Genomic DNA, 23013 nt, shown 5'->3' on the forward strand with positions numbered 1-23013 from the left:
GTGCAGTAAGATGCCCGAGGTTTTCACCAGTCGAGCCTCTGCATGCCTGTGCTACGCCCGCGCTATCGCGTTCTGTTCACCGTTCTGGCAATCCTTGCCGGTTTGCTGCTGAGCGTCTGGCTGGGCGGGCGTTACGCTGAGCGGCATGCTTGGGATGAGCGCAGCGTCGAGTCGCGTGGGCAGTTGCAGCTCTACGCTCAGTCGATTCGCACCCTGGTCGAGCGCTTTAGCTCGGTGCCCGAGGTGCTGGCGCTGGACAGTGACATCAAGGCGCTGCTGCGCACGCCGGATGATCAGTCGTTGCGCCAGGCCCTGAACCTGCGCCTGGAGCGCCTCAACGCGGCGGCGGGCTCCACCGTGTTGTACCTGCTCGATACCCAAGGCGAGGCGCTGGTGGCGAGCAACTGGCGTGACTGGAGCAGCTTCGTCGGCAACAACTACGCCTTTCGCCCTTACTTTCAGGATGCCCTGCGCAACGAGGGCGCGCGCTATTTTGCGGTGGGGGTGACCACCGGCATTCCCGGTTATTTCCTCTCCCATGTGGTGCGTGACGACGACGGCCGCCTGCTCGGGGTGCTGGTGGTCAAGCTGGAGCTGGAAGAGCTGCAGCGCGATTGGGTTGGCCAGCCGGGCGTCCTGCTGGTGGCCGACAGTTATCAGGTAGTGATCCTGAGCAATCGTCCGGCCTGGCGCTTCCGCGCTCTGCAACCGTTGAACGAGGCCGCACGCGCCGAGTTGGTGGAGGTGCGCAAGTACGCCGAGCAATCGCTGCAGTCGTTGGCCAGTGTGCAGCACCGGCGCATCGATGCTGACGCCGAATGGGCGCGGGTCGATGGCCCGGATGGCCCGCGCGATTACCTCTGGCAACGCCTGCTGATGCCCGAGGAAGGTTGGACGCTGCACCTGCTCAGCGAACCGTCCGGCCTGGCCGACAGCGTGCGCAGCTATCGCCTGGCCGCTGCCGGGGTGTGGACAACTTTGGCCTTCCTGCTGCTGTTCCTCGTGCAGCGGCGCAAGAATCAGCGGTTGCAGGCTGGTATCCGCGAGCGTCTGGAGCGTGAAGTGGAGTTGCGCACATCTGAGCTGCGCGAAGCCCAGGAAGGCCTGGTGCATGCCGCCAAGATGGCCGCGCTGGGGCAGATGTCGGCGGCGCTGGCGCACGAGATCAATCAGCCGCTGACTGCCTTGCAGATGCAGCTCGGCAGCCTGCGCCTGCTGCTCGACAGCGGCCGCCCGGAGGCCGTGCGCGACGGCCTGCAGCGTGTCGACGGCCTGCTGCAACGCATGGCCGCGCTGACCGGCCACCTGAAGACCTTCGCCCGCAAGAGCCCGGCAGGCTTGAGCGAACGCCTGAGCTTGGCCGATGTGCTGGAGCAGGCCCTGCAACTGCTGGCGCCACGCATGCGCAGTGAACAGGTGGAACTGCGCCGCGAGGTGGATGCCGGGGCGCAGGTGTTGGGCGATGCCATTCGCCTCGAACAGGTGATCCTCAATCTGCTGCACAACGCTCTCGATGCCATGGTCGAGCGCGATACCCGCGTGCTGCTGGTGCGTATCGCCCGTGATTGCGACGACTGCGTGCTGAGCGTCGAGGACAGTGGCGGTGGCATCGCCGAGCAAGCGTTGGGGCGCGTCTTCGAACCCTTCTTCACCACCAAGCCGGTGGGGCAGGGGTTGGGGCTCGGGTTGGCGGTGTCTTACGGCATCGTGCGCGATCTGGGTGGCAGCCTGGAGGCCGACAATAGCGAGCTGGGCGCGGTGTTTACCCTGCGTTTGCCGGCTGCGTGATGACCTGGTGGGCCGGTCGGCGCTCCGCTTTAGCTCTGTAGGGTGGGCTTTAGCCCACCAAGCAAAGGTGAACCCTAGTCGGTGGGCTGAAGCCCACCAGTTCGGCGTAATGACCTGTAGGGTGTTTTCATCCACCGAGGTTGCCGTGGTCTTGGTGGATGGGGGAAGCGTCATCCACCCTACGTCTATCGCGGCTAAAGCCGCTCCTACGTGAGCGTGCTCGGGCTACACTGCCAGCCGTTTTGATGAGGAGGTGGCATGAGCGCTCAGGTCATAGTGGTTGACGACGAAGCGGCGATTCGCGAAGCGGTGCAGCAGTGGCTGGAGTTGTCCGGCTTCAACGTACGCACCTGCGCCAGCGCGACCGAGGCATTGGCGGTGGTGGATCGCGATTACCCCGGCATCATCGTCAGCGATGTACGCATGCCCGGAAGTGATGGCCTGCAACTGCTCGACAAGCTGCTGCAGATCGATCGCGACCTGCCGGTGATCATGGTCACCGGCCATGGCGACGTGCCGATGGCCGTGCAGGCGCTGCGCAGCGGTGCCTATGACTTCATCGAGAAGCCCTTCGCCCCCGAGCGTCTGCTCGACAGCGTGCGCCGGGCGTTGGACAAGCGCCGCCTGGTCTGCGAGAACCGCGAGCTGCGTCGCCAGGTGGCGGACAAGGGGCGCATCGAGAGCCAGTTGATCGGTATTTCACGCGCGATGGAGAACCTGCGGCGGCAGATCCTCGAACTGGCCGGCACTTCGGTCAACGTGCTGATTCGCGGGGAAACCGGCAGTGGCAAGGAGCGTGTGGCGCGCTGCCTGCACGACTTCAGCCCGCGTGCCGGCAAGGCCTTCGCCGCACTCAACTGCGCGGCGATCCCCGAGAGCATCTTCGAGAGCGAGCTGTTCGGCCACGAGAGCGGCGCCTTCACCGGCGCCCAGGCGCGGCGCATCGGGCGTATCGAACATGCTGATGGCGGCACCCTGTTCCTCGATGAGGTGGAAAGCATGCCGCTGGCGCAGCAGGTCAAGCTGCTGCGCGTGCTGCAGGAAAAGACCCTGGAGCGTCTGGGTTCGAACAAGAGCATCAAGGTGGACCTGCGGGTGATCAGCGCGGCCAAGCCGGATCTGCTCGACGAGGTGAAAGCCGGGCGTTTTCGCGAAGACCTGGTGTATCGCCTCAACGTCGCCACCCTGCATATTCCGCCGCTGCGCGAGCGCCGTGAGGACATTCCTCTGTTGTTCGACCACTTCGCCCATGAGGCCGCCCTGCGCCATGGCCGCGAGGTTGCACCGTTGGCCCCGAGCGAGCTGGCGCGGCTGCTCGGGCATGACTGGCCGGGTAATGTGCGCGAATTGATCAACGCCGCCGAGCGCCATGCGCTGGGGCTTTCCAGCCCGTCGCCGGACGAGCGTTTTGCCGGGCAGGCGCTGGCCGAGCAGATGGAGGCCTTCGAGGCGCGCTGCCTGCATAACGCCCTGCTGCAATGCCAGGGCAACATCGCCGCGGTGATGGAGATGTTGCAACTGCCGCGACGCACGCTCAACGAAAAGATGCAGCGCCACGGGCTATCACGCAGCGACTATCTACCCGCCGGAGAGGAGTAGCGTGCGCCCCCAGCGGCTGGGGACCCGTCGTAGCCCGGATGCAATCCGGGGCTGGTTTCGCACTGATTTCCCGGATTACATCTGGGCTACGCATAGGCGGATTTTTGCCGACTGCGTCACAGATGTCGGCGGTTTCCCGCTCAGTGACCCCTGGGTCATCTGGTTGAACCCTTCTATTGCGGGCATTTCAGGCACTGGCACGGCATCTGCTAAAGCCTTGTCAGCCGCGCGCTCTTTTGCCGATGCGGCGACCATAAGAACGACAAGAGGTCAGCCCATGAACTGCCATGCCCCTTGCACCCTGTCGCAGCCATTGCTGCTCATGGGCTGCCATCCGACCGCCACCGCTGCGGTACTTGTCCGATGCTGCACCCGGCGCCGCTAATCGCGCCGCGCGACGACGCCTTGCCGCTGGTCGCGGTAGGCATCGTCTAGAGTGAACCTCTGCATAAAGCCATAACAACGACGGAGATACTTCCATGCAACTGACCAAGAAACTCGGCCTTTTCGCCGCTGCTGCGGCCCTCACTGCCAGTACGGCGGTACTTGCTGCGCCCACCTTCATCAACGTGCTCACCGGCGGTACCAGCGGCGTGTACTACCCCATCGGTGTGGCCCTGTCGCAGCTCTACACCACGGGCATCGAAGGCTCCAAGACCTCGGTACAGGCCACCAAGGCTTCGGTGGAGAACCTCAACCTGCTGCAAGCGGGCCGTGGTGAACTGGCCTTCGCCCTGGGTGATTCGGTCGCTGATGCCTGGAATGGCGTGGAAGATGCTGGCTTCAAGGCCCCGCTGAAGAAGCTGCGCGCCATCGCCGGTACTTACCCGAACTACATCCAGATCGTCGCCAACGCCGATTCCGGCATCAAGACCCTGGCGGATCTGAAAGGTAAGCGCATCTCCGTGGGTGCGCCGAAGTCCGGCACCGAGCTGAACGCGCGCGCCATCTTCGCTGCCGCCGGCCTGACCTACAAGGACATGGCAGCGGTGGAATTCCTGCCCTACGCCGAGTCGGTTGAGCTGATCAAGAACCGCCAGCTCGACGCCACCCTGCAATCCTCTGGCTTGGGTATGGCGGCCATCCGCGATCTGGCCTCGACCATGAAGATCAACTTCGTCTCGATCCCGGCAGACGTCACCGCCAAGATCGGCAACGCTGCCTATCAACCGGCGACCATTCCGGCTGGCACCTATGACGGTCAGGACGCCGACGTGCCCACCGTGGCCATCACCAACATTCTGGTGAGCCATGAAGGCGTGTCCGACGAGGTGGCCTACCAGATGACCAAGCTGATGTTCGACAACCTCGACCGCCTGGGCAACGCCCACTCTGCGGCCAAGGACATCAAGCTGGAAAGCGCTGCCAAGAACCTGCCGATCCCGCTGCATCCGGGCGCCGAGCGTTACTACAAGGAAGTCGGCGCGCTGTAATGCCGAGTCAGGCCGCGACATAAATCGCGGCCTTACGCACGGGCTTTTGTAGGAGCGGCTTCAGCCGCGATGCTCACGAGCCAATCGCGGCTGAAGCCGCTCCTACAGCGCCAAGACCGAAATCGGCAGAACCCCCAGAATCGCGAATAAAACCGGCGCTCATCGGCGGTGGGTTTTGTTGGCGACTTTGCCTCCGCATCCTATGTAGTTATGAGGTTTGCACTCCATGAGTGATCAGAACAACGACCTGTCCGCCAGTCCTTCGGACTGGCCCAAGGCACTCTTTGCCGTTGCGCTGCTGTTTTCCGTTTTCCAGATCATTACGGCGGCTTTCCATCCGTTTTCCACTCAGGTGCTGCGTGCCGTGCACGTGGGCTTCCTGTTGTTGCTGGTGTTCATCAGCTACCCGGCGTTGGGCAAGGGTCGCCCATGGCAGCCGCTGGCCTGGTTGCTGGGCCTGGCCGGTATGGCCACCGCGCTTTATCAGTGGTACTTCGAGGCGGATCTGATCCAGCGCTCGGGGGACATGACCAGCACCGACATGGTCGTTGGCCTGGTGCTGATCGTGCTGGTATTCGAGGCCGCACGCCGGGTCATGGGCATCGCCCTGCCGATCATCTGCGCGCTGTTTCTCGCCTACGGTCTGCTGGGGCAGTACCTGCCGGGCGACCTGATGCACCGCGGCTATGACATCGACCAGATCGTCAACCAGTTGTCGTTCGGCACCGAAGGCCTGTACGGCACGCCAACCTATGTGTCGGCTACCTACATCTTCCTGTTCATCCTGTTCGGCGCCTTCCTTGAGCAGGCCGGGATGATCAAGCTGTTCACCGATTTCGCCATGGGCCTGTTCGGCCACAAGCTCGGTGGCCCGGCCAAGGTGTCGGTGGTGTCGTCGGCGCTGATGGGCACCATCACCGGTTCCGGCGTGGCTAACGTGGTCACCACCGGGCAGTTCACCATCCCGCTGATGAAGCGCTTCGGCTATCGCCCGGCCTTCGCCGGTGGTGTCGAGGCCACTTCGTCGATGGGCAGCCAGATCATGCCGCCGATCATGGGCGCCGTGGCTTTCATCATGGCCGAGACCATCAACGTGCCGTTCTTCGAGGTGGCCAAGGCTGCGCTGGTTCCGGCGCTCTTGTACTTCGGCTCGGTATTCTGGATGGTGCATCTGGAGGCGCTGCGCGCCAATCTGCGCGGCCTGCCCAAGGATGAATGCCCGAACCCGTGGAAGGCCGTGCGTGAGCGCTGGTTCTTGCTGATCCCGCTGGCCATTCTGGTCTACCTGCTGTTCTCCGGGCGCACGCCGCTGTTCTCCGGCACTGTCGGCCTGGCGCTGACCGCCATGGTCATCCTCGGTTCGGCGATCATCCTGCAGGTGTCGTCTAAGGCCATGCGCTTCGCCTTCTGGATTGCCCTCGGCGTGCTCTGCGCTGGTTTCTTCCAGCTTGGTATCGGTGTGGTGTTCGGCGTCATCGCCGCGTTGGTGGTGGTGTGCTGGTTCATCAAGGGTGGCCGCGACACCCTGACCCTGTGTCTGCACGCCTTGGTTGAAGGTGCGCGCCATGCCGTGCCGGTGGGTATCGCCTGCGCCCTGGTCGGGGTGATCATCGGCGTGGTGTCGCTGACCGGGGTGGCTTCCACTTTCGCCGGCTACATCCTCGCCATCGGCCAGGACAACCTGTTCCTCTCGCTGGTGCTGACCATGCTCACCTGCCTGGTGCTGGGCATGGGCATTCCGACCATCCCCAACTACATCATCACCAGCTCCATCGCTGCACCGGCGCTGCTTGATCTGGGTGTGCCGCTGATCGTCTCGCACATGTTTGTCTTCTACTTCGGCATCATGGCCGACCTCACCCCGCCGGTGGCGCTGGCCTGCTTCGCGGCGGCACCGATCGCCAAGGAGCGTGGCCTGAAGATCAGCCTGTGGGCGGTGCGTATCGCTGTGGCCGGCTTCGTCGTGCCGTTCATGGCGGTGTACTCGCCGGCGCTGATGTTGCAGGGCGACAGCCTATTGGCGACGTTCTACGTCATCTTCAAGGCGGTACTGGCCATCGGCCTGCTCGGTGCGATCTTCACCGGCTACCTGCAGGCCAAGCTGAGCTGGTGGGAGCGCCTGCTGGGCTTCGCCGCGGGTGCCAGCCTGATCCTGGCCACGCCGTCGAGCGATGAAATCGGCTTCGCCCTCAGCGCGCTGTTCATCGCTCAGCACCTGTGGCGCGCACGGCGTGCCCAGGTGGCCGCGGCGTGATCGGCCTGTGTCTGGGGATGGCCGGTGTGGTGTGGGCGTCGCTGCCCACACCCGCGTTCACTCTGGCCTGGAACCACACCATCGAGAAGATTCGCTGGGAAGAGGATTACCGCGTCAGCGCCGAGGGTTTGATCCTCGGCGAGGCGCGGGTCAAAGGCTCGGGCGCCGGGATGGAGATTCCCACCGGCGCCGAACTGCGCAATGGCAGTTGGCACTACCAGCGCCAACTACCGCCCTTGCAACCCCTGCGCGTTGGGCGCACGCCCGAAGCTGGGGATTACCAACTGTGTATCGACCAGCGTTGTCGCCCGATGAGCGACTGGCTCGGCCCGCCAAAAGCGAGCCAGCCGGCGTTGGAACTCTGGAGCTGTGAGCTGAGCACCCCCGCCCCCGACGCGGGTTAGGTTCGCCAGCGCGAACCAGGCTCCCGGCGCCACAAGCGTCGGCGCAAGGAAGAAACCCCCATATGGCGAGAGCCTGTGGGGGTTTTGTTCGTCTGGGGTGGTTTGGCTCGGGGACGATAATTTGGATTAAATGCGATTTATTAGCATTGACTGCCTAGCCATCAGCAGTGACCATGCCGGGGCAAACCTGCCACCCAGGCACAGACTGCACAGCGCCTATGGCGCCCCTTACTGGAAGTATCGAGCCAACGGGCCTTTCTAGCGCCCTGGCTGCTCGACGAGAGACTGTCATGCGCCCAATTCTGGTCATGCTGCACCGCTGGTGCGGCCTGTTCATTGCTTTGTTCCTGTTCACCGCCGGTCTGACCGGCGCGATCATTTCCTGGGATCACGAGCTCGATGAGTGGCTCAATCCGCACCTGTTCGATGCGCAAAGCCAAGGGCCGAGCCAGGACCCGCTGCAACTGGTCGACACGCTGGAGGCGCGCGATCCACGTTTGCAGGTGAGCTTCATGTCGCTGGCGCTGGAGCCGGGCCATGCGTTGAACATCTTTGTCGATCCGCGCGTCGATCCGGCTACCGGCAAGGCTTACGAGCTTGGTTTCAACCAGCTCGGCATCGACCCGGTGACGGCGCAGGTGCAGGGCCAGCGCGAGTGGGGGGTGATTTCCCTGAGCCGGGAAAACCTGCTGCCGTTTCTCTACAAGCTGCACTACAGCCTGCACATCCCGGATGGCTTCGGCATCGAGCTGGGCGTACTGCTGTTCGGTATCGTCGCCATCGTCTGGTGCCTGGACTGCCTCGTGGCGCTGTGGCTGTCGTTCCCCAACTGGCGCAGTTGGCGCAAGTCGCTGGCCTTCCGTTGGCGCCAGGGCGGCTACAAGCTGAACTTCGACCTGCACCGTTCCGGTGGCGTGTGGATCTGGCTGTTGCTGCTGATCATGGCGGTGACCTCGGTGTCGATGAACCTCGGAAATCAGGTGGTGCGGCCGTTGGTGGAGCGCTTCTCGACGCTGACGCCGAGCCCTTTCGCCAGCCGTACACCGGTCACGCTGGACGAGCAGGTCGTGCCGCAGATCGACCGCCGCGAGGCCATCGCGATTGCCGCTGCCGAGGCCAAGCGCCTGGGTTGGCAGGCGCCGCCGGGTGGCTTGTTCCTCTCTGCCGAATTTGGCGTCTACGGCGTCGGCTTCTACGCGCCGGGCGAAGATCACGGCGATGCCGGTCTGGGCAATCCGTGGATCTATGTCGACAGCCGCAGCGGCGAGTTGGCAGGCGCGCATGTACCGGGTAGCGGCAGTGCTGGGGATATCTTCCTGCAGGCGCAGTTCCCGCTGCACTCGGGACGCATCATCGGTTTGCCGGGGCGCATCCTGGTCTCGCTGCTGGGCCTGGCGGTGGCCGGCCTGTCGCTGACCGGGTTGGTGATCTGGGCGAAGAAGCGTCGCTCGCGGGTGTTGAGCGCGCGCCGTCAGGGGGCGGCGCAATTAGTGCAGTAACGCGTGTAGGCCGGCCCTGGGGATGTGTCTCCTGGCCCTCTGTTCAGTTGGGTAGACGCTCCAGGGTTATCCGTGGATCGCCCTCGAAATCGCCCAACTGTTCGTTGCTACCCGTGCTGATCAGCGTCCAATGGGTGTTGATTGGCGTCCAGTATTGTTGCTGGTCGCGCCCCAGTTTGCTGGCATCGGCGAGCACGAAGACCTCCGCTGCCTGGCGGATCATCAGTTCCTTGAGATAGGCCTGGCTGGCGCTCGCTTCGCATAGGCCGCGACCTGCCACTACGCCATCGGCACTGACGAAGACTTTGTCGGCGCTCAGGCGCTCCAACATGGCCATGGTCGCTGGGCCGAAGGTGGCCATGCTGCCGAGGCGCAGGTCGCCGCCGAGCACGGTCACCCGGCCTTGCGGCAGCTCATGCAGGGCGCTTAGTGCTAGCAGGTTGTTGGTTATCACGTGCAGCCCTGTGCGTTCGTGCAGCAGTCTGGCCAGGCTGGCGGTTGAGGTGCCGCTGTCAAGCAGTATGGTGTCGTTGTCTTGCACGTGGGCCAGTGCGGCGCGGGCGATTCGTTCCTTCTCCAGGCTGGAATGGCTGCTGCGCTCTTCCAGTGAGGGTTCAGGGGCATGCTTGCCGATATGCGCAGCGCCGCCGTAGGTCCGCATGATCACGCCTTGCTCGGCGAGTGAGGTCAGGTCGCGGCGAATGGTGGCTTCGGATACGCCAAGTGAGCTGCACAGGGTGTCTACGTTGACGTTGCCGTTGTTCGAGAGCACCAGTTCGAGAATGGCCTGGTGGCGTTTGGCGACTTTCATGGTGTTGCTCCTGCTAGAGGCCGTGCACTGTACCACTTAGCATGGCGCCTACTCACAGTGAGGCGCCACCGCATATGACCAGTTGCTGGCCAGTCACCGCGCCGGCATCGGGGCCCAGCAGGAAGGCGGTCATGGCGGCCACTTCGCGGGGCTGGATGAAGCGCCCGATGGGCGGTTGGCGTGGTGGTGTGCCCTGGCGGGCCGGATCATTGAGCATTGGTGTTTCGGTGGCGCCGGGGGCCACCAGATTGACGGTGATGCCCTGCGGCGCCAGTTCGATGGCCCAGGAGCGCACCAAGCCGATCAGGGCCGCTTTGGTGGCGGCATATTGGCTTCTGCCGGCCGCGCCATACATGGTGCGACTGCCGATCATGACGATACGTCCCGGCGCTTGCAGGCGGTCAAGCAGGCCGTTGACCAGTTGTGTGGCGGCGCTGACGTGGACTTGCCACATGGCGGCGCCATCCTCGTAGCGCAGTTCACCCAGTGGCGCGGTACGCATGAACCCCGCAGCGTGCACGATGGCATCGAGTGTGGGGATGTGTTGCAGGGCATCGTTCAGCGATGCAGGGTCGGCCAGGTCGGCTGCGACCCAGCTCAGGTTCGGGTGCTGCAGGTCTGGTGTGCGGCGGCTCATGCCGATGACCTGCCAGCCGTCAGCCAGCAGGCGCAGGGCGATGGCCGCGCCGATGCCCGAGCTGACGCCGGTAACCAGAGCGCGGCGCTGAGAATTGCTCATCGAAAATCTCCAGACAAAAGGGCGCCGTAGCCGAGGGGGGAAGCGGCCATGCTGCGTTAAAACGGCTGGGGGGTGCTAGCCCGCTCGAATGCCCGCTTGCAACGCGGAAAGTCTGAGCGTTTTCAGCCGTTTTGCTGGCTATGTGTTCACCCTGTTTGCTAGGGCGCCTGTTGTGTTCAGCGGATAGCCGCCAGAGGGATGTGCACGTGCTTGATCTTCTGCCGGAAGTAGGTGAAGGCCACATGCAGGCTGCCGTCACGAGCCTGGATGATGCTCGGGTAGGAGTACTCGCGGTTGAGTTTCTCCTGGGAGTTGTTGGTCATGCAGAAACCATCTCCCAGTTCGATATCCAGGCGTACTGGCCAGCTATGGCCGTCATCGGTTGAGATCGCCAGGCTCATGGGGGCACGCGGAATACCCCAGATCGCGCCGCGACCATCCGCATTGGTGGTGGGTGTGATGCGCTCATCACCTTCGTCTTCTATCTCGTCGTACAGCGAGGCGCGGCGTTCGGCAATGCCTTCGGCGTTGATCGGGTTATAGACCAGCGCCAGTTCGCCGCTGGCCAGGCGAATGTACTGGATCGAGGAGTTGTTGTTCGGCAGCTCGGTGGGCGTCGGTACGCTCCAACTGCGGCCACGATCCGTCGAGCGGCTGGCGTAGATGTGATCGGCCCAGCGGCTGCGGAACAGGCCGAGCAGCGTGCCGTCGGCCATCTGATGGACGTTCATGTGTACGCAGCCGGTGCTCTGCGGCACGTCGTGGCGGCTCCAGGTGCGGCCTTGGTCGCTGCTGATCATGACGGCGCTGACATCGTGGTTGCCGATCCATTTTTCGCCGGGGTGGGTGATGCAGTACCACACGGGCAATACCCAGTCGCCGTTGTCCAGCACCGCTGGCGGATGGCGCACAAAGGTGCCCACTTCATCGAATAGCGTCTCGATTGGCCCCCAGCTAAGGCCGCCATCCTTGGAGAGGCGGTGGCGCACGATAGCGGTCTCCTGGTTGCCGGAAATCTGCGCCGTCCAGATCAGCCACAGTGGGCCTCCGGGTGCTTGGAACAGAATGGGGTTTTGCTCCGATCGGGTTGCATCGTCCGACATCTTCTGTGGCGCGCTCCAGATGCCGGTTGCTGCATCACGGCGCGAGAGCAGGACGAAGATATCGGCCATGCCTTCCTGAGTGCCGGCGAACCAGGTGCACAGCAGGCTGCCATCGGCCAGCTCATGCAGGTTGGCTGCGTGGTTTTGCGCATATGGCGTGGGCAGATAGGCGTCTTGGCGCTGTTCAAGAGTTGGCATTGGGAACCTCCGAAGCATGGGTGTCGGCCTTGTTGCTGCGTGGCAGCAGACGTTCGATGCAAACGACCACTGCTGGGGTGAGCAGAGCGATGTACATGTTGTCGATACCGTAGGGGTTGTCCAGCAGGTACCACAGGCTGGTCGTAATGGTCGATGCGCCAAGGCCGATGGCGGTGCCGCGACCGGTAGCGAACAACGGCAGGTAGATGGCCACCAAAGCGATCACGGTGATCGACAGACGCAGGGCGCGGGTGAAGAACGACAGGTTGAGAATCTCGGGGGCGGCGAACACGAATATCAGCGGCAGGAAGCCAATCACCAGGCTGATTACTTTGGTCATCTGAAATTCGCGTTCAGCGTTGGGCTTGAACATCGGCACGTAAAAGTCGCGCACGACCAGGGAGCTGATCGCCAGGGCCACGGTGCTCACACCGACGAATACCGAAGCAACCAGCGAGATGGTGACCACGCCAGCCAGCCAGGGACTCATCGATTGCAGGAACACGGGCAGGGCGTAGAGGCTGTTCATGTCCGGGTGCAGGTATTTGGAAATGACCCCGATCAGGCCCAGGGCGATGGAGATTGGCAGGCACATCAGGCCGGCCCAGAGCGCGGCATTGCGTGCCGATTTAGGGCTCTTGGTGGTGCTGATCGCCTGCATGATGTACTGGGTAGAGAAGATTGCGCCGATAGTGCCGATGATCCAGGCCATGACCTTGGAACCACCGATCTTGCCGTCCCAGGTGAAGTAGTGCTCCGGCAGGCTCTGATAGACGTTGTCGAAACCACCACTGAGTTTGATCGCCAGCCACAGCACGATCAGTACGCCGATGTATTTCACTACCGTGTGCAGGACGCTGATGTAGGCCACGCTCTTCATACCGCCGAAGGCGTAGTAGAGGGTGCTGACGATGGCGGTGATGAAGGCGGCGGTGGGCAGGTTGATGTGCATGACCGTGGAGATGGCCGCTGCGCCGCTGACGTAGTTCCCCACGTTCACCAGCAGCAGGGCATAGATCATGATGACCGACACCATCAGCTTCGTCGCATAGCCGTACTTGCGCTCGATGAAGCCGGAGATGGTGTATTCGCCTGAGCTATAGAGCTTCTTGGCCATGAACAGGCCGAACAGCGGGAAGCCAATAGCGGCGGCGACCACGGCCCAGGAGGCGGCCATACCACTCTCGAACGCTGCCTGGGCCGTGCCGATGGTGGATTTGGCGCCGATGTACTCGGACATCATCAGCATGCCGACGATGAATGCAGGCATGCTGCGTGAGGCGACCATATATTGTTCGCTGTTCTTGCTGCGAATACGCATCGTCAGCCAGGAAGTGAACAGGATGTAGACGATCACCATGCCTATGATGATCACGGTACCTTGGGTGTTGAAGGTTTCCATCATTCGCTCCGATTGTTTTTGTCTGGGGCTTGCGTGAGGAATTTCCGGGTGACTCAAGCGTGTGTGGGGGTTGTGTGTTTGCGTTTACGGGTGGCCAATTCCACGGCCTGACGCAGAGCCTCGATGAGGCTGCGTTCGTCGGCGATACCCTTGCCGGCGATGTCGAAGGCGGTGCCGTGGTCGACCGAAGTGCGGATTACCGGCAGGCCGATGGTGACGTTGACACCGGCCTCCAGGCCCATGACTTTCACCGGGCCGTGGCCCTGGTCGTGGTACATGGCGACGACGGCATCGAAGTCGCCACGGCCCGCGCGGAAGAACAGTGTGTCGGCCGGCAGCGGCCCTTCGATCCGCCAGCCTCGGGCACGTAATTCGTCGATGGCGGGTTGAATCTTGGTGGCCTCTTCGCCGTAGCCGAACAAGCCGTTCTCTCCGGCATGAGGGTTGATGCCACACACCGCGATCAGTGGGTTATCGATACCGGCGCGCACCAGCGTCTCGTGGGCACGTTCGATGGTGCGGCGTACCAGACCCGGTTCGATACGGGCGATGGCGTCGATGATGCCGATGTGAGTGGTGACGTGGATGACCCGCAGGTTGGGGGTCATCAACATCATCGACACTTCTTCGATGCCGGTCAGGTGCGCCAGCATCTCGGTGTGGCCAGGGAAGATGTGCCCGCCAGCGTGCAGCGCTTCCTTGTTCAGCGGTGCGGTGCAGATGGCGTCGAGCTCGCCCGCTTCAGTCAGTTGTACGGTGCGCTCGATGTAGCGAAAGGCCGCATCGCCGGCAATCGCCGAGAGCTGGCCATAGGGCAGGTCATCGGGAATCAGGTTGAGGTCGATGCAGTCCACCACGCCAGGCTGGAAACGCGCCTGATGAGGGTGCTCGATGGCGTTGACCTGCAAGCTGCCACCGACGATGCGGTTGGCATCGGCCAGACGTCTGGCGTCGCCGATGACCAATGGTCGGCACATGGCGTAGACGCTGTCATGGGCCAGGGACTTCATGATGATTTCCGGGCCTACGCCAGCGGCATCGCCCAGGGTGATGCCGATTACGGGGCGTTCAGACATGGTGCGCTTCCTGTTTATCGGAGAGGGGTTGGCAATGGCTGGCGCCGTGCAGGCAAGACCAAGCCAGGTACAGGGTTTCCGGCTGGCCGAAGCCGCCGGCTTTGGTGACGATGGGCCGCTCACGGTCGTGCTGCTGAGTGCTCGACAGCACCACGCCAGGGGCGAGCTCGCCATGTAGGCGCAGCGTGTTGAGGGAGGCAGCCTTGAGCAGTGCGCGGGCGGTTTCTCCGCCCGTGGCGATCAGTGCACCGGCCTGCTCGATAGCGGGCAGCAGCAGTTGCCCCAGGGGCGCACCGAGCAGAGCCGCCTGGGCTGGATTGCGCTCGTGCTGATCGAGGCTGATCAGCAGATCGCTGCCGGTGGCCAGGTATTGCGCCAGGTGTGCGCTCAAGGCTTCACGCTCTGCCTGGGCATTGGCGTCCAGCAAGAGTTGCGGAGCGATCCGCTGCCAATGCTGGCCGCTGCGCTCAGCCAGCAGGGCTGCTTGGGCCTGGGAATGGCGTGACATGCTGCCGACTACCGTTAGCACGGGGCCATTGCTTTTTGGGGCGGTGGCGACTGGCCTTTCCACAAGCGCCAGCGCTGCCGGTAGATGCTGGGCCAGGCCTGCGCTGCCGACCCAGAAAAGCGCGTCGCTATGCTTGACCGACGCCTGCGCCAGGGTCTGCAGATCGCTGTCCAACTGTGCGTCGCATACCAGCACCTGAGTGCCTTTGTGCAGATGCTCGGCCAGCAGTTCGGGCAGGTTACCGGCGCGCACATCTGTCAGACCCAGGGCGGCGCAGCGCAGGTTCTGGGCGATGAACAGTTCGAGCAGATTGGCAGTGCCGCTGAGATGCTCGTTGCGCCACAGATCACTGCGATCCACGGCAACGCCATCGACGTACTGCACGCTGCCTAGGGTGGTTCGGCCCATGGTCGGCAATGCCGGTGCGACCAATGCCATGCCCTTGCTCAGCAGTGCAGTGACTTCGCTGGCGATGTTACCGCGCAAGGTCGAGTCGACCTTCTTGTACAGGGCATGGCCAGCAAAGATGACGCTGTCGGCCACGGCGCGATTAAGCTGTCCAGCCTGCTCGGGTGGCAAGCGCCGGGTGTCGAGGTCGAGCGCTGTGACCGCTTGTGGGCGGTGAGCATTGTCTTGATCCAGCAGCACTTCGGTCGCGACATAACGGGCGAAGCCAGCGGCGCAGTCGGCTGCGCCGGAGAGGTCGTCAGCGATCACCAGCAGTGGCCGTTTCATGGCAGCAAGCACCGATACAACTGCTCAATGTCGTCCAGGCTGAGTGCTTTGGGGTTGTTGGTCATCAGTCGGGTGACTTTGGACGCGGCCACGGCCATGTCCGCCAGATGCTCTTCGGCCACACCGAAATCGCGCAGGTTTTGCGGAATATCCAGGGTGGCGGTCCAGGCGCTGATCTGCTCGATCAGTTTGCGCGCCGCGACCTCGTCGCCGTCGGACTCGTGCGCCAGGCCACAGACACACGCGGCACGCTTCAGGCGCGTGGCGCAGCTATCGAGGTTGAAGGCCATGACGTGCGGTAACAGCATGGCGTTGGCCACCCCGTGGGTGACGTGGAATTTGCCGCCCAGTGGGTAGGCCAGAGCATGCACAGCCGCAGTGCCTGCCGCAGTTAGGGCTAGGCCGCCATACATCGAGCCGAGCAGCATGTCGCTGCGGGCCTGTACCGATTCAGGCTGTTGATAGGCTTCGACAATGCTGCCGGCGATCAGCCGCATCGACTCCAGGGCGAAGGTGTCGCTGATGGGGTTGGCCTTGGTGGAAATGAACGACTCCAGCGAATGGGTGAAAGCGTCCATGCCGGTGGCGGCTGTGATCGGTTTGGGCAGGCCGAGGGTCAGCATGGCATCGAGAATCACCAGCGTCGGCAGCAGATGTCGGCTGACCACGCCAATTTTCAGCTCCTCGTCCGCCAGCGTGACGATGGCGTTGGGGGTGACTTCCGAGCCGGTGCCCGAGGTGGTCGGCACCAGCACCATGGGCGCGCCGACATTGGGCACCTTGTCGATGCCGAGCATGTCGCGCAGCGGCATATCGTTGGTCAGCAGCACGGCGAACAGCTTGGCGGCGTCCAGCACGCTGCCGCCACCAATGGCGATCAGAGCATCCGGCGCGGCGGGTGCTACGGCGCGGCGAAAGACACCTTCGATATTCTCCAGCGTCGGCTCGATCTCGACGTCATCGACCACGGTGACGGCGATTGATTGAGCTTGCAGTTGAGCGATTACCCGCTCGGTGACGCCCAGCCGGTGCATGGCATTCTGAGTGACCAGCACCACGCGTTGCAGCGGTGTGTCGAGCAGGGCCAGCTTGTCGCCCAGCGTATTTAGGCTGTCCGGGCCGTGGACGATATGTTTGACGGTCTGAAAGTGGTACATGGCAATCCTCCGGCTCAGTGGCGATAGACAGCCAGCAAGCTTTCGAGCTTGTGGACGGTCTGTTCATCGAGATTGGCTGTGGGGGCGCGGCAGGGGCCTACCTGTACGTTGAGCAGATCCGTGGCCTTTTTTAGTACCGATGGCATGGTGCCCAGCACGAAGGCGTCGCGCAGAGGGCGAAGCATTTCTTGAGCGGCGCGGGCTGCCTCGTGGTTACCGGCCTGGAACTGGTTCCAGATTTCCATGAACACGCCGGGCACGGCATTGGCCGTTGCTGCCACTGCGCCGTCGCCGCCTGCCAGCAGGTTCCAGTAAATGAGCGAGTCGGTGCCTGCGAACACGGCGAAGTCATCGCTGCGGTAACGCATCATTTGCACCAGGCTGTCGAAGTTGCCGGCGCTGTCCTTGATGCCTTTGATCATCGGGTGCTGCGAGAGCGTGGCGACGGCGCTGATGCCAATGGACATGCCGGTCTTAGCCGGGATGTTGTAGAGCATGATCGGTAGGTCGGAGTCGTCGCCGATGCGCTGGTAGTGATTGATCAGCTCGCTTTGGCTGACCGCATTGAAGAACGGGGTAATGACCGATAGGGCCTGAACGCCCACATCGCTCATTTTTTTGTTCAGTTCGATCACGTCGCGAGTCGCAAAGGCGCCGGTACCGGCGATTACCGGCACGCGACCGTTAGCAATTTCGACGGTCAAGCGGGCGATACGCACCTTCTCCGCATCAGACAGGGCGAAAAACTCGCCATTGGTGCCCAGTACGAATAGGCCATGTACGCCCGCGGCGATGAGGCTTTCGATCAGTGCGACAAGCGCAGCTTCATCGACTTCTTGAGCCGCATTGAAGGGGGTGACGAGGGCTGGGACGATACCGTGGAATTTCATGGCGTATCCTGGTTTATGATTGTTGTGGTCATAATGAATACCACTTAGTGATTGATTCGATCAAATGAATCGTCATTCGTTTGCGACAAACGGGCGTTTATGATCGAAATGATCCTTCTTGAATGCCTCGCGATTGCCGCGCTATGGCTGCTGTCACGAGGTGAAGGTTTGGGGGCTCAGAGGATCGGCGAGATCAGCCGCGCCACGCGCATGCCGAGCTGCTGCAGGCGGTGCAGGTTGCGCCGGTCGGCATTGACCAGCTCGCGTGAGCGGCTGAAGTCGTCTTCCAGCATGGCGGCGACCTGGGTGTTGAAGCCGGTGTCGACGATCAGCAGGCTGGCCTCGAAGTTCAGGCGCAGGGAACGGTTGTCCAGGTTGGCGCTGCCGAGGATGCAGGCGTCATGGTCGATCAGCAGGGCTTTCTGGTGCAGAAAGCCCGGCTGGTAGCGGAAGATCCGCACGCCGGCGCGCAGGGCTTCGAAGGCATACAGGCTGGAGGCGGCGTAGACGATGCGGTGGTCGGGGCGTGCCGGTAGTAGCAGGCGTACGTCCACGCCGCGCATCACCGCCAGGCGCAAGGCGGCGAACAGGGCTTCGTCGGGGACGAAGTAGGGGCTGCTCAGCCATACGCGCTGGCGTGCGGCGTGAATCGCTTCGACGAACATCAGCGAGGCGGTTTCCTGGGCGTCGGCCGGGCCGCTGGCGATCATCTGGCAGAGCAGGCCGGGGTCGTCCTGCAGGCTGGGCAGCAGCAGTGGCGGCAGCTTGCGGCAGGCCCAGTACCAGTCTTCGGCGAAGGTTTCCTGCAGGCTCGCCACCACCGGGCCGCGCACTTGCACATGGGTATCGCGCCAGGGCGCCAGTGGCGGTTTTTGCCCGAGGTATTCGATGCCGATGTTGAGTCCGCCGAGAAAGCCGATTTCGCCGTCGACCACGACGATTTTGCGATGGTTGCGGAAATTCAGTTGGAAGCGATTGAGCAGCCCGGCACGGGTCGGGAAGTCATGCATCTGCACGCCGCCTTGGCGCAGGCTGGCAATGAATGTTTTGCTCAGCGCGTGGCTGCCGACGCCGTCGTACAGCACGTGTACCTGCACGCCAGCGGCGGCGCGCTCCAGCAGTACGTCGCGCAGGCGCCTGCCGAGGGCATCGTCACGGATGATGAAGAACTGCAGCAGGATCACCTGCTGGGCGTTGGCCAGGGCTTCGAAGATCGCCTTGAAGGTGGCTTCGCCGTCGATCAATAACTGCACATGGTTGCCGCTTAGGCCGGGCTGAGACGACAGACGCGGCAGGGCACCAAGGCGTTGATAGGCCGGTGACTGGTGGGCGGCTTTGGCTTGCTCGACCCAGGGGCGCCAGTCCTGTGCGGCGACTGCCTGGTGCATTTGTTTGTCGGCGCGGCGTCTGGCCTTGACGTAGGCATCGAAACGGCTGCGACCGAATACCAGATAGGGCAGCAGGGTCAGGTAGGGCATGAAGAATAGCGACAGGCCCCAGGCCAGTGCGCCCTGTGCGGTGCGAACGGTGAGCACGGCATGTATGGCGGCCAGTACGCCGAGCACGTGAGTGGCGGCGATCAGGTAGGCGAACAGGTGGGGAATGCCGAAGTCCGTAGGCATGCCGGTCTTCCTTTGCACGGGCTGTGTGTAGCTGACCACGGGGTTTGTGTGGCGTTCGCAATCATCCTGCCATGGGCGTCTGGGTAAATGGCAGAGACAGGCGAGTGGCCATCGACTAGGGAATTATTCGGGGCGTTCACGTGTCTTGATTTCTGGGTGAGCGAAATTCATGTGTTACTCTTACCCGTTCGACCCTTTTGTCGGTCGGTTTCTATTGGAGGGCATTCGTCCTGTTCACGCTTGGCCAGTGAGCCAAAACACATCAAGGAGTACGCCACGTATGGGAAACGCCCCTTCGCATGACACGACCCCGCCATCTGCCGCCCAAACGCAAGAAGGCATCCCGGCACCGACCGGTGAGGCCAACCTGATCGACACCGATTACGTTATCGGTCAGGACAATATTCAGGGGCAGTTCGTTTTCTCTCTGGATATCCACGGCAAGGTTTTCACCATTTCTGCTCTGGTGGCCGTGATCTTCGTGATCCTCGCCCTGGCCCTGCAGAACCAGATCGAGCCGCTGTTCAGCGGTGTACGCGACTGGCTCACCCACCATATGGCCTGGTTCTTTATCGGCGCCGCCAATATCTTCGTCCTGCTCTGCCTAGGGCTGATCGTTTCGCCGCTGGGCAAGGTGCGTATCGGCGGCAAGGATGCGACGCCCGATTACACCTACATGGGCTGGTTCTCCATGCTGTTCGCTGCGGGTATGGGCATCGGTTTGATGTTCTATGGCGTGTCCGAGCCGATGTCGCACTACAGCTCGGCAATGGCTGGCATCACTGTCGGCGACGACGGCGTGCGAACCGACTGGGCGCCGCTCGGCGGCGCGCAGGGCAATGCCGAAGAGGCCGTGCGCCTGGGCATGGCCGCGACCATCTTCCACTGGGGCCTGCATCCCTGGGCGATCTACGCCATTGTCGCGCTGGCGCTGGCGCTGTTCTCCTTCAACAAGGGCTTGCCGCTGTCGATTCGCTCGATCTTCTACCCGATTCTCGGTGAGCGGGTGTGGGGCTGGCCGGGGCATATCGTCGATATCCTCGCGGTGTTCGCCACGCTGTTCGGTCTGGTCACTTCGCTGGGCCTCGGTGCGGAGCAGGCGGCTGCAGGTGTCGAGTACCTGTTCGGCATCCCAGCGACCGATACCACCAAGGTGCTGTTGATTGTCGCCATTACCCTGATCGCCCTGGCCTCGGTCGTCGCCGGCCTGGACAAGGGGGTCAAGCGCCTGTCGGAAATCAACATGGGGCTGGCCCTGGCGCTGCTGCTGTTCGTCATCATCGCGGGGCCGACCCTGGTGATTTTCACCGACTTCTTCAAGAACCTCGGCGCCTATCTGCAGTACCTGCCCGCGTTGGCCAATCCGGTGGGGCGTGAAGACGTCAATTTCAGCCAGGGCTGGACAGCCTTCTACTGGGCCTGGTGGATTAGCTGGTCGCCGTTCGTGGGTATGTTTATCGCCCGCGTCAGTCGTGGCCGTAGCGTGCGTGAGTTTCTGGTTGCCGTACTGCTGGTGCCGTCGCTGGTATCGGTGTTATGGATGACCGCCTTCGGTGGTACGGCCATTCACCAAGTGTTGGCCGATGGTTTCACCGGCGCGCAGGATGCCGGTCTTGAGCTGAAGCTGTTTAGCATGCTTGGCGAGATGCCGCTGACCAGCATCACCTCGTTTATCGGCATCGTGCTGGTTGTGGTGTTCTTCATCACCTCGTCGGACTCCGGCTCGCTGGTGATCGACACCATCACCGCTGGTGGCAAGGTCAACGCGCCTGTGCCGCAGCGCGTGTTCTGGGCCAGCATCGAAGGCGTTATCGCCATCGCTCTGCTGCTCGGCGGCGGCTTGGTGGCGCTGCAGGCGATGGCGGTTTCCACCGGCCTGCCATTCACCGTAGTCCTGTTGGTGGGCTGCATCTCCATCATCAAGGGCCTGATGAGCGAGCCGCGCTGATAGGCGTTGCACGCCACTGACAAGAGCGCGCCATGGGCGCGCTTTTTTATGCCGGGTCGTTAATGAGAAAGCCTGCGGCGTTTGCGCAGCGTAGGTCTGATTTTCCTTCTGATAGCGTCAGCCTCCGCTTATGGCAGCGGCGCTTGTCGCATCGCTCGCGAATAAAAAAGAAGGAGCAGTCCCTTGAGCCAAGGCCCCGCATCGCGCAAAAACGACTCAACCGCAGACGGTATTCCCGCCCCGAGTGGCGCCGCCAACCTCATCGATACTGACTATGTGGTTGGCCAGGACAACATCCGTGGTCGCTATGTAGTCAATCTCGATATTCATGGCGTGGTCTTTTTGATCTCGGCTGTGACGGCATTGATCTTCGTTACCTTGGCGCTGGCCATGCACGAGCAGGTGGAGCCGTTGTTCAAGGCCGTGCGTGACTGGTTGACGGTGCACCTGTCCTGGTTTTTTATCGGCTCGGCCAACATCTTCGTGCTGTTGTGTCTGGGGCTGATCGTTTCTCCGCTGGGTCGAGTACGCCTTGGCGGCACGCTGGCGCGGCCCGATTACTCGTACTTTTCCTGGTTCGCCATGCTGTTCGCGGCAGGTATGGGCATTGGCCTGATGTTCTACGGCGTCGCCGAACCGATGTCGCACTACGGCACTGCCCTGGGGGGGACAGCCGTGGATGCCAATGGCGCGCGAACCGACTGGGCGCCGCTGGGGGCTGCCGCGGGCGATTCTGCTGAGGCCGTGCGCCTGAGCATGGCCGCTACCATCTTCCACTGGGGCCTGCATCCCTGGGCGATCTACGCCATCGTAGCGCTGGCGTTGGGCCTATTTGCCTTCAATAAGGGCTTGCCGCTGTCGTTTCGTTCGATCTTCTATCCGCTGCTCGGCGAGCGCGTCTGGGGTTGGCCGGGCCACATCATCGACATCCTGGCGGTGTTCGCTACCTTGTTTGGTCTGGTGACTTCCTTGGGCTTGGGGGCCGAGCAGGCTACCGCTGGTCTGCACGCGCTGTTCGGCTTGCCCGCCGATACCACCACCAAGGTGTTGTTGATCACCGTGATAACCCTGATCGCCTTGTGCTCGGTGCTGGCCGGTGTGGACAAAGGCGTGAAGATTCTCTCCGAAGTAAACATGGGGCTGGCCTTCGCGCTGCTGGCATTCGTGCTCGTCGTTGGCCCTACCGCGCTGCTGTTTACCGGTGTGCTGGATAACCTCGGAGCCTACCTGCAATACCTGCCCGCATTGGCCAACCCGGTTGGCCGTGAAGACGCCAACTTCAGCCAGGGCTGGACGGCGTTCTACTGGGCCTGGTGGATCAGTTGGTCGCCGTTCGTGGGCATGTTCATCGCCCGCGTCAGCCGTGGCCGTACCGTGCGTGAGTTCCTCACAGCCGTACTGCTGGTACCGTCGCTGGTTTCGGTGATCTGGATGAGTACCTTCGGTGGCACTGCGCTGCATCAGGCCCTGGGTGGCCTGAGCGAGCTGAGCCAGGCTGCGCTGGAGCTGAAGATGTTCGTCATGCTCGATCAGTTGCCGATCAGCGCCATCAGCTCCTTCGCTGCCATCGTCCTGGTCGTGCTGTTCTTCATCACCTCGTCGGACTCCGGTTCGCTGGTGATCGACACCATCACCGCTGGTGGCAAGATCAACTCACCGGCTTCGCAAAAGGTGTTCTGGGTGATCATGGAAGGCGCGCTGGCCGTTGCGCTGCTGCTCGGCGGTGGCCTGGTGGCCCTGCAGGCCATGGCGGTGTCCACCGGTCTGCCGTTTACCATCGTGCTGCTGGTCGGCTGCGTGGCGATCGTCAAAGGGCTGATGAGCGAACCGCGCTAAGCAGTAAGCTG

17 protein-coding genes are annotated in these 23013 nt (G+C 62.8%); 8 read left to right on the top strand and 9 right to left on the bottom strand.

The genetic code is table 11. The features are described from left to right. The first annotated feature begins 42 nt into the window (after positions 1 to 42). The 6 genes from AERO9A_RS09460 to AERO9A_RS09485 all read left to right on the top strand — a co-directional run bounded on the left by AERO9A_RS09460 (position 43) and on the right by AERO9A_RS09485 (position 8977). On the top strand, positions 43 to 1788 hold the full coding sequence (locus AERO9A_RS09460; RefSeq protein WP_159971696.1) for an ATP-binding protein: 1746 nt from the start codon (positions 43 to 45) through the stop codon (positions 1786 to 1788). A 258-nt stretch (positions 1789 to 2046) separates the two neighbouring features. After that, on the top strand, positions 2047 to 3387 hold the full coding sequence (locus AERO9A_RS09465; RefSeq protein ID WP_159971698.1) for a sigma-54 dependent transcriptional regulator: 1341 nt from the start codon (positions 2047 to 2049) through the stop codon (positions 3385 to 3387). A 479-nt stretch (positions 3388 to 3866) separates the two neighbouring features. Beyond that, positions 3867 to 4820, top strand: a complete 954-nt coding sequence (locus tag AERO9A_RS09470) for a TAXI family TRAP transporter solute-binding subunit (protein WP_159971699.1) — start codon at positions 3867 to 3869, stop codon at positions 4818 to 4820. A gap of 226 nt (positions 4821 to 5046) precedes the next feature. Continuing rightward, on the top strand, positions 5047 to 7074 hold the full coding sequence (locus AERO9A_RS09475; protein ID WP_159971701.1) for a TRAP transporter permease: 2028 nt from the start codon (positions 5047 to 5049) through the stop codon (positions 7072 to 7074). After that, the gene (locus AERO9A_RS09480) at positions 7071 to 7478 is read left to right on the top strand and encodes a DUF1850 domain-containing protein (protein ID WP_159971703.1); all 408 of its coding nucleotides are present in this window, start codon (positions 7071 to 7073) and stop codon (positions 7476 to 7478) included. The genes AERO9A_RS09475 and AERO9A_RS09480 overlap by 4 nt, the downstream gene beginning before the upstream one ends. 290 nt (positions 7479 to 7768) lie before the next feature. Beyond that, on the top strand, positions 7769 to 8977 hold the full coding sequence (locus AERO9A_RS09485) for a PepSY domain-containing protein (RefSeq protein WP_159971704.1): 1209 nt from the start codon (positions 7769 to 7771) through the stop codon (positions 8975 to 8977). 43 nt (positions 8978 to 9020) lie between these two features. On the opposite strand, the gene AERO9A_RS09490 is transcribed toward AERO9A_RS09485, so the two are convergent. The 9 genes from AERO9A_RS09490 to cls form a co-directional block, all read right to left on the bottom strand. Beyond that, positions 9021 to 9788 (bottom strand): DeoR/GlpR family DNA-binding transcription regulator, encoded by a 768-nt coding sequence (locus AERO9A_RS09490; RefSeq protein ID WP_159971705.1) that lies wholly within the window; start codon positions 9786 to 9788, stop codon positions 9021 to 9023. 52 nt (positions 9789 to 9840) lie between these two features. After that, positions 9841 to 10527, bottom strand: a complete 687-nt coding sequence (locus AERO9A_RS09495) for an SDR family NAD(P)-dependent oxidoreductase (protein ID WP_159971707.1) — start codon at positions 10525 to 10527, stop codon at positions 9841 to 9843. A 176-nt stretch (positions 10528 to 10703) separates the two neighbouring features. Next, positions 10704 to 11828, bottom strand: coding sequence for an exo-alpha-sialidase (locus AERO9A_RS09500; protein WP_159971708.1), 1125 nt, complete (start codon positions 11826 to 11828; stop codon positions 10704 to 10706). Next, positions 11815 to 13230 carry a sodium:solute symporter family protein gene (locus tag AERO9A_RS09505; RefSeq protein ID WP_178111124.1) on the bottom strand — a complete coding sequence of 472 codons (1416 nt, stop codon included), beginning with the start codon at positions 13228 to 13230 and terminating at the stop codon, positions 11815 to 11817. The genes AERO9A_RS09500 and AERO9A_RS09505 overlap by 14 nt, the downstream gene beginning before the upstream one ends. Before the next feature lie 53 nt (positions 13231 to 13283). Further along, positions 13284 to 14306: a 4-hydroxythreonine-4-phosphate dehydrogenase PdxA gene (gene pdxA, locus AERO9A_RS09510; protein WP_159971710.1), complete on the bottom strand. Its 1023-nt coding sequence runs from the start codon at positions 14304 to 14306 to the stop codon at positions 13284 to 13286. After that, positions 14299 to 15549 (bottom strand): four-carbon acid sugar kinase family protein, encoded by a 1251-nt coding sequence (locus AERO9A_RS09515; RefSeq protein ID WP_159971711.1) that lies wholly within the window; start codon positions 15547 to 15549, stop codon positions 14299 to 14301. The genes pdxA and AERO9A_RS09515 overlap by 8 nt, the downstream gene beginning before the upstream one ends. Further along, positions 15546 to 16706, bottom strand: a complete 1161-nt coding sequence (locus AERO9A_RS09520; protein WP_159971712.1) for an iron-containing alcohol dehydrogenase — start codon at positions 16704 to 16706, stop codon at positions 15546 to 15548. Before AERO9A_RS09520 ends, AERO9A_RS09515 begins: the two co-directional genes overlap by 4 nt. A 14-nt stretch (positions 16707 to 16720) precedes the next feature. Beyond that, on the bottom strand, positions 16721 to 17596 hold the full coding sequence (dapA, locus tag AERO9A_RS09525) for a 4-hydroxy-tetrahydrodipicolinate synthase (protein ID WP_159971713.1): 876 nt from the start codon (positions 17594 to 17596) through the stop codon (positions 16721 to 16723). Between the two features lie 176 nt (positions 17597 to 17772). After that, positions 17773 to 19218, bottom strand: coding sequence for a cardiolipin synthase (cls, locus tag AERO9A_RS09530; protein ID WP_159971714.1), 1446 nt, complete (start codon positions 19216 to 19218; stop codon positions 17773 to 17775). A 280-nt stretch (positions 19219 to 19498) separates the two neighbouring features. On the opposite strand from cls, the gene AERO9A_RS09535 reads away from it, so the two are divergent. Continuing rightward, positions 19499 to 21166 carry a BCCT family transporter gene (locus AERO9A_RS09535; RefSeq protein WP_159971715.1) on the top strand — a complete coding sequence of 556 codons (1668 nt, stop codon included), beginning with the start codon at positions 19499 to 19501 and terminating at the stop codon, positions 21164 to 21166. Between the two features lie 183 nt (positions 21167 to 21349). Further along, on the top strand, positions 21350 to 23002 hold the full coding sequence (locus AERO9A_RS09540) for a BCCT family transporter (RefSeq protein ID WP_159971716.1): 1653 nt from the start codon (positions 21350 to 21352) through the stop codon (positions 23000 to 23002). The last annotated feature ends 11 nt before the right edge of the window (positions 23003 to 23013 follow it).

The sequence above is a fragment of the Pseudomonas sp. 8Z genome, assembly GCF_902506535.1.
Taxonomy (GTDB): Bacteria; Pseudomonadota; Gammaproteobacteria; order Pseudomonadales; family Pseudomonadaceae; genus Aquipseudomonas.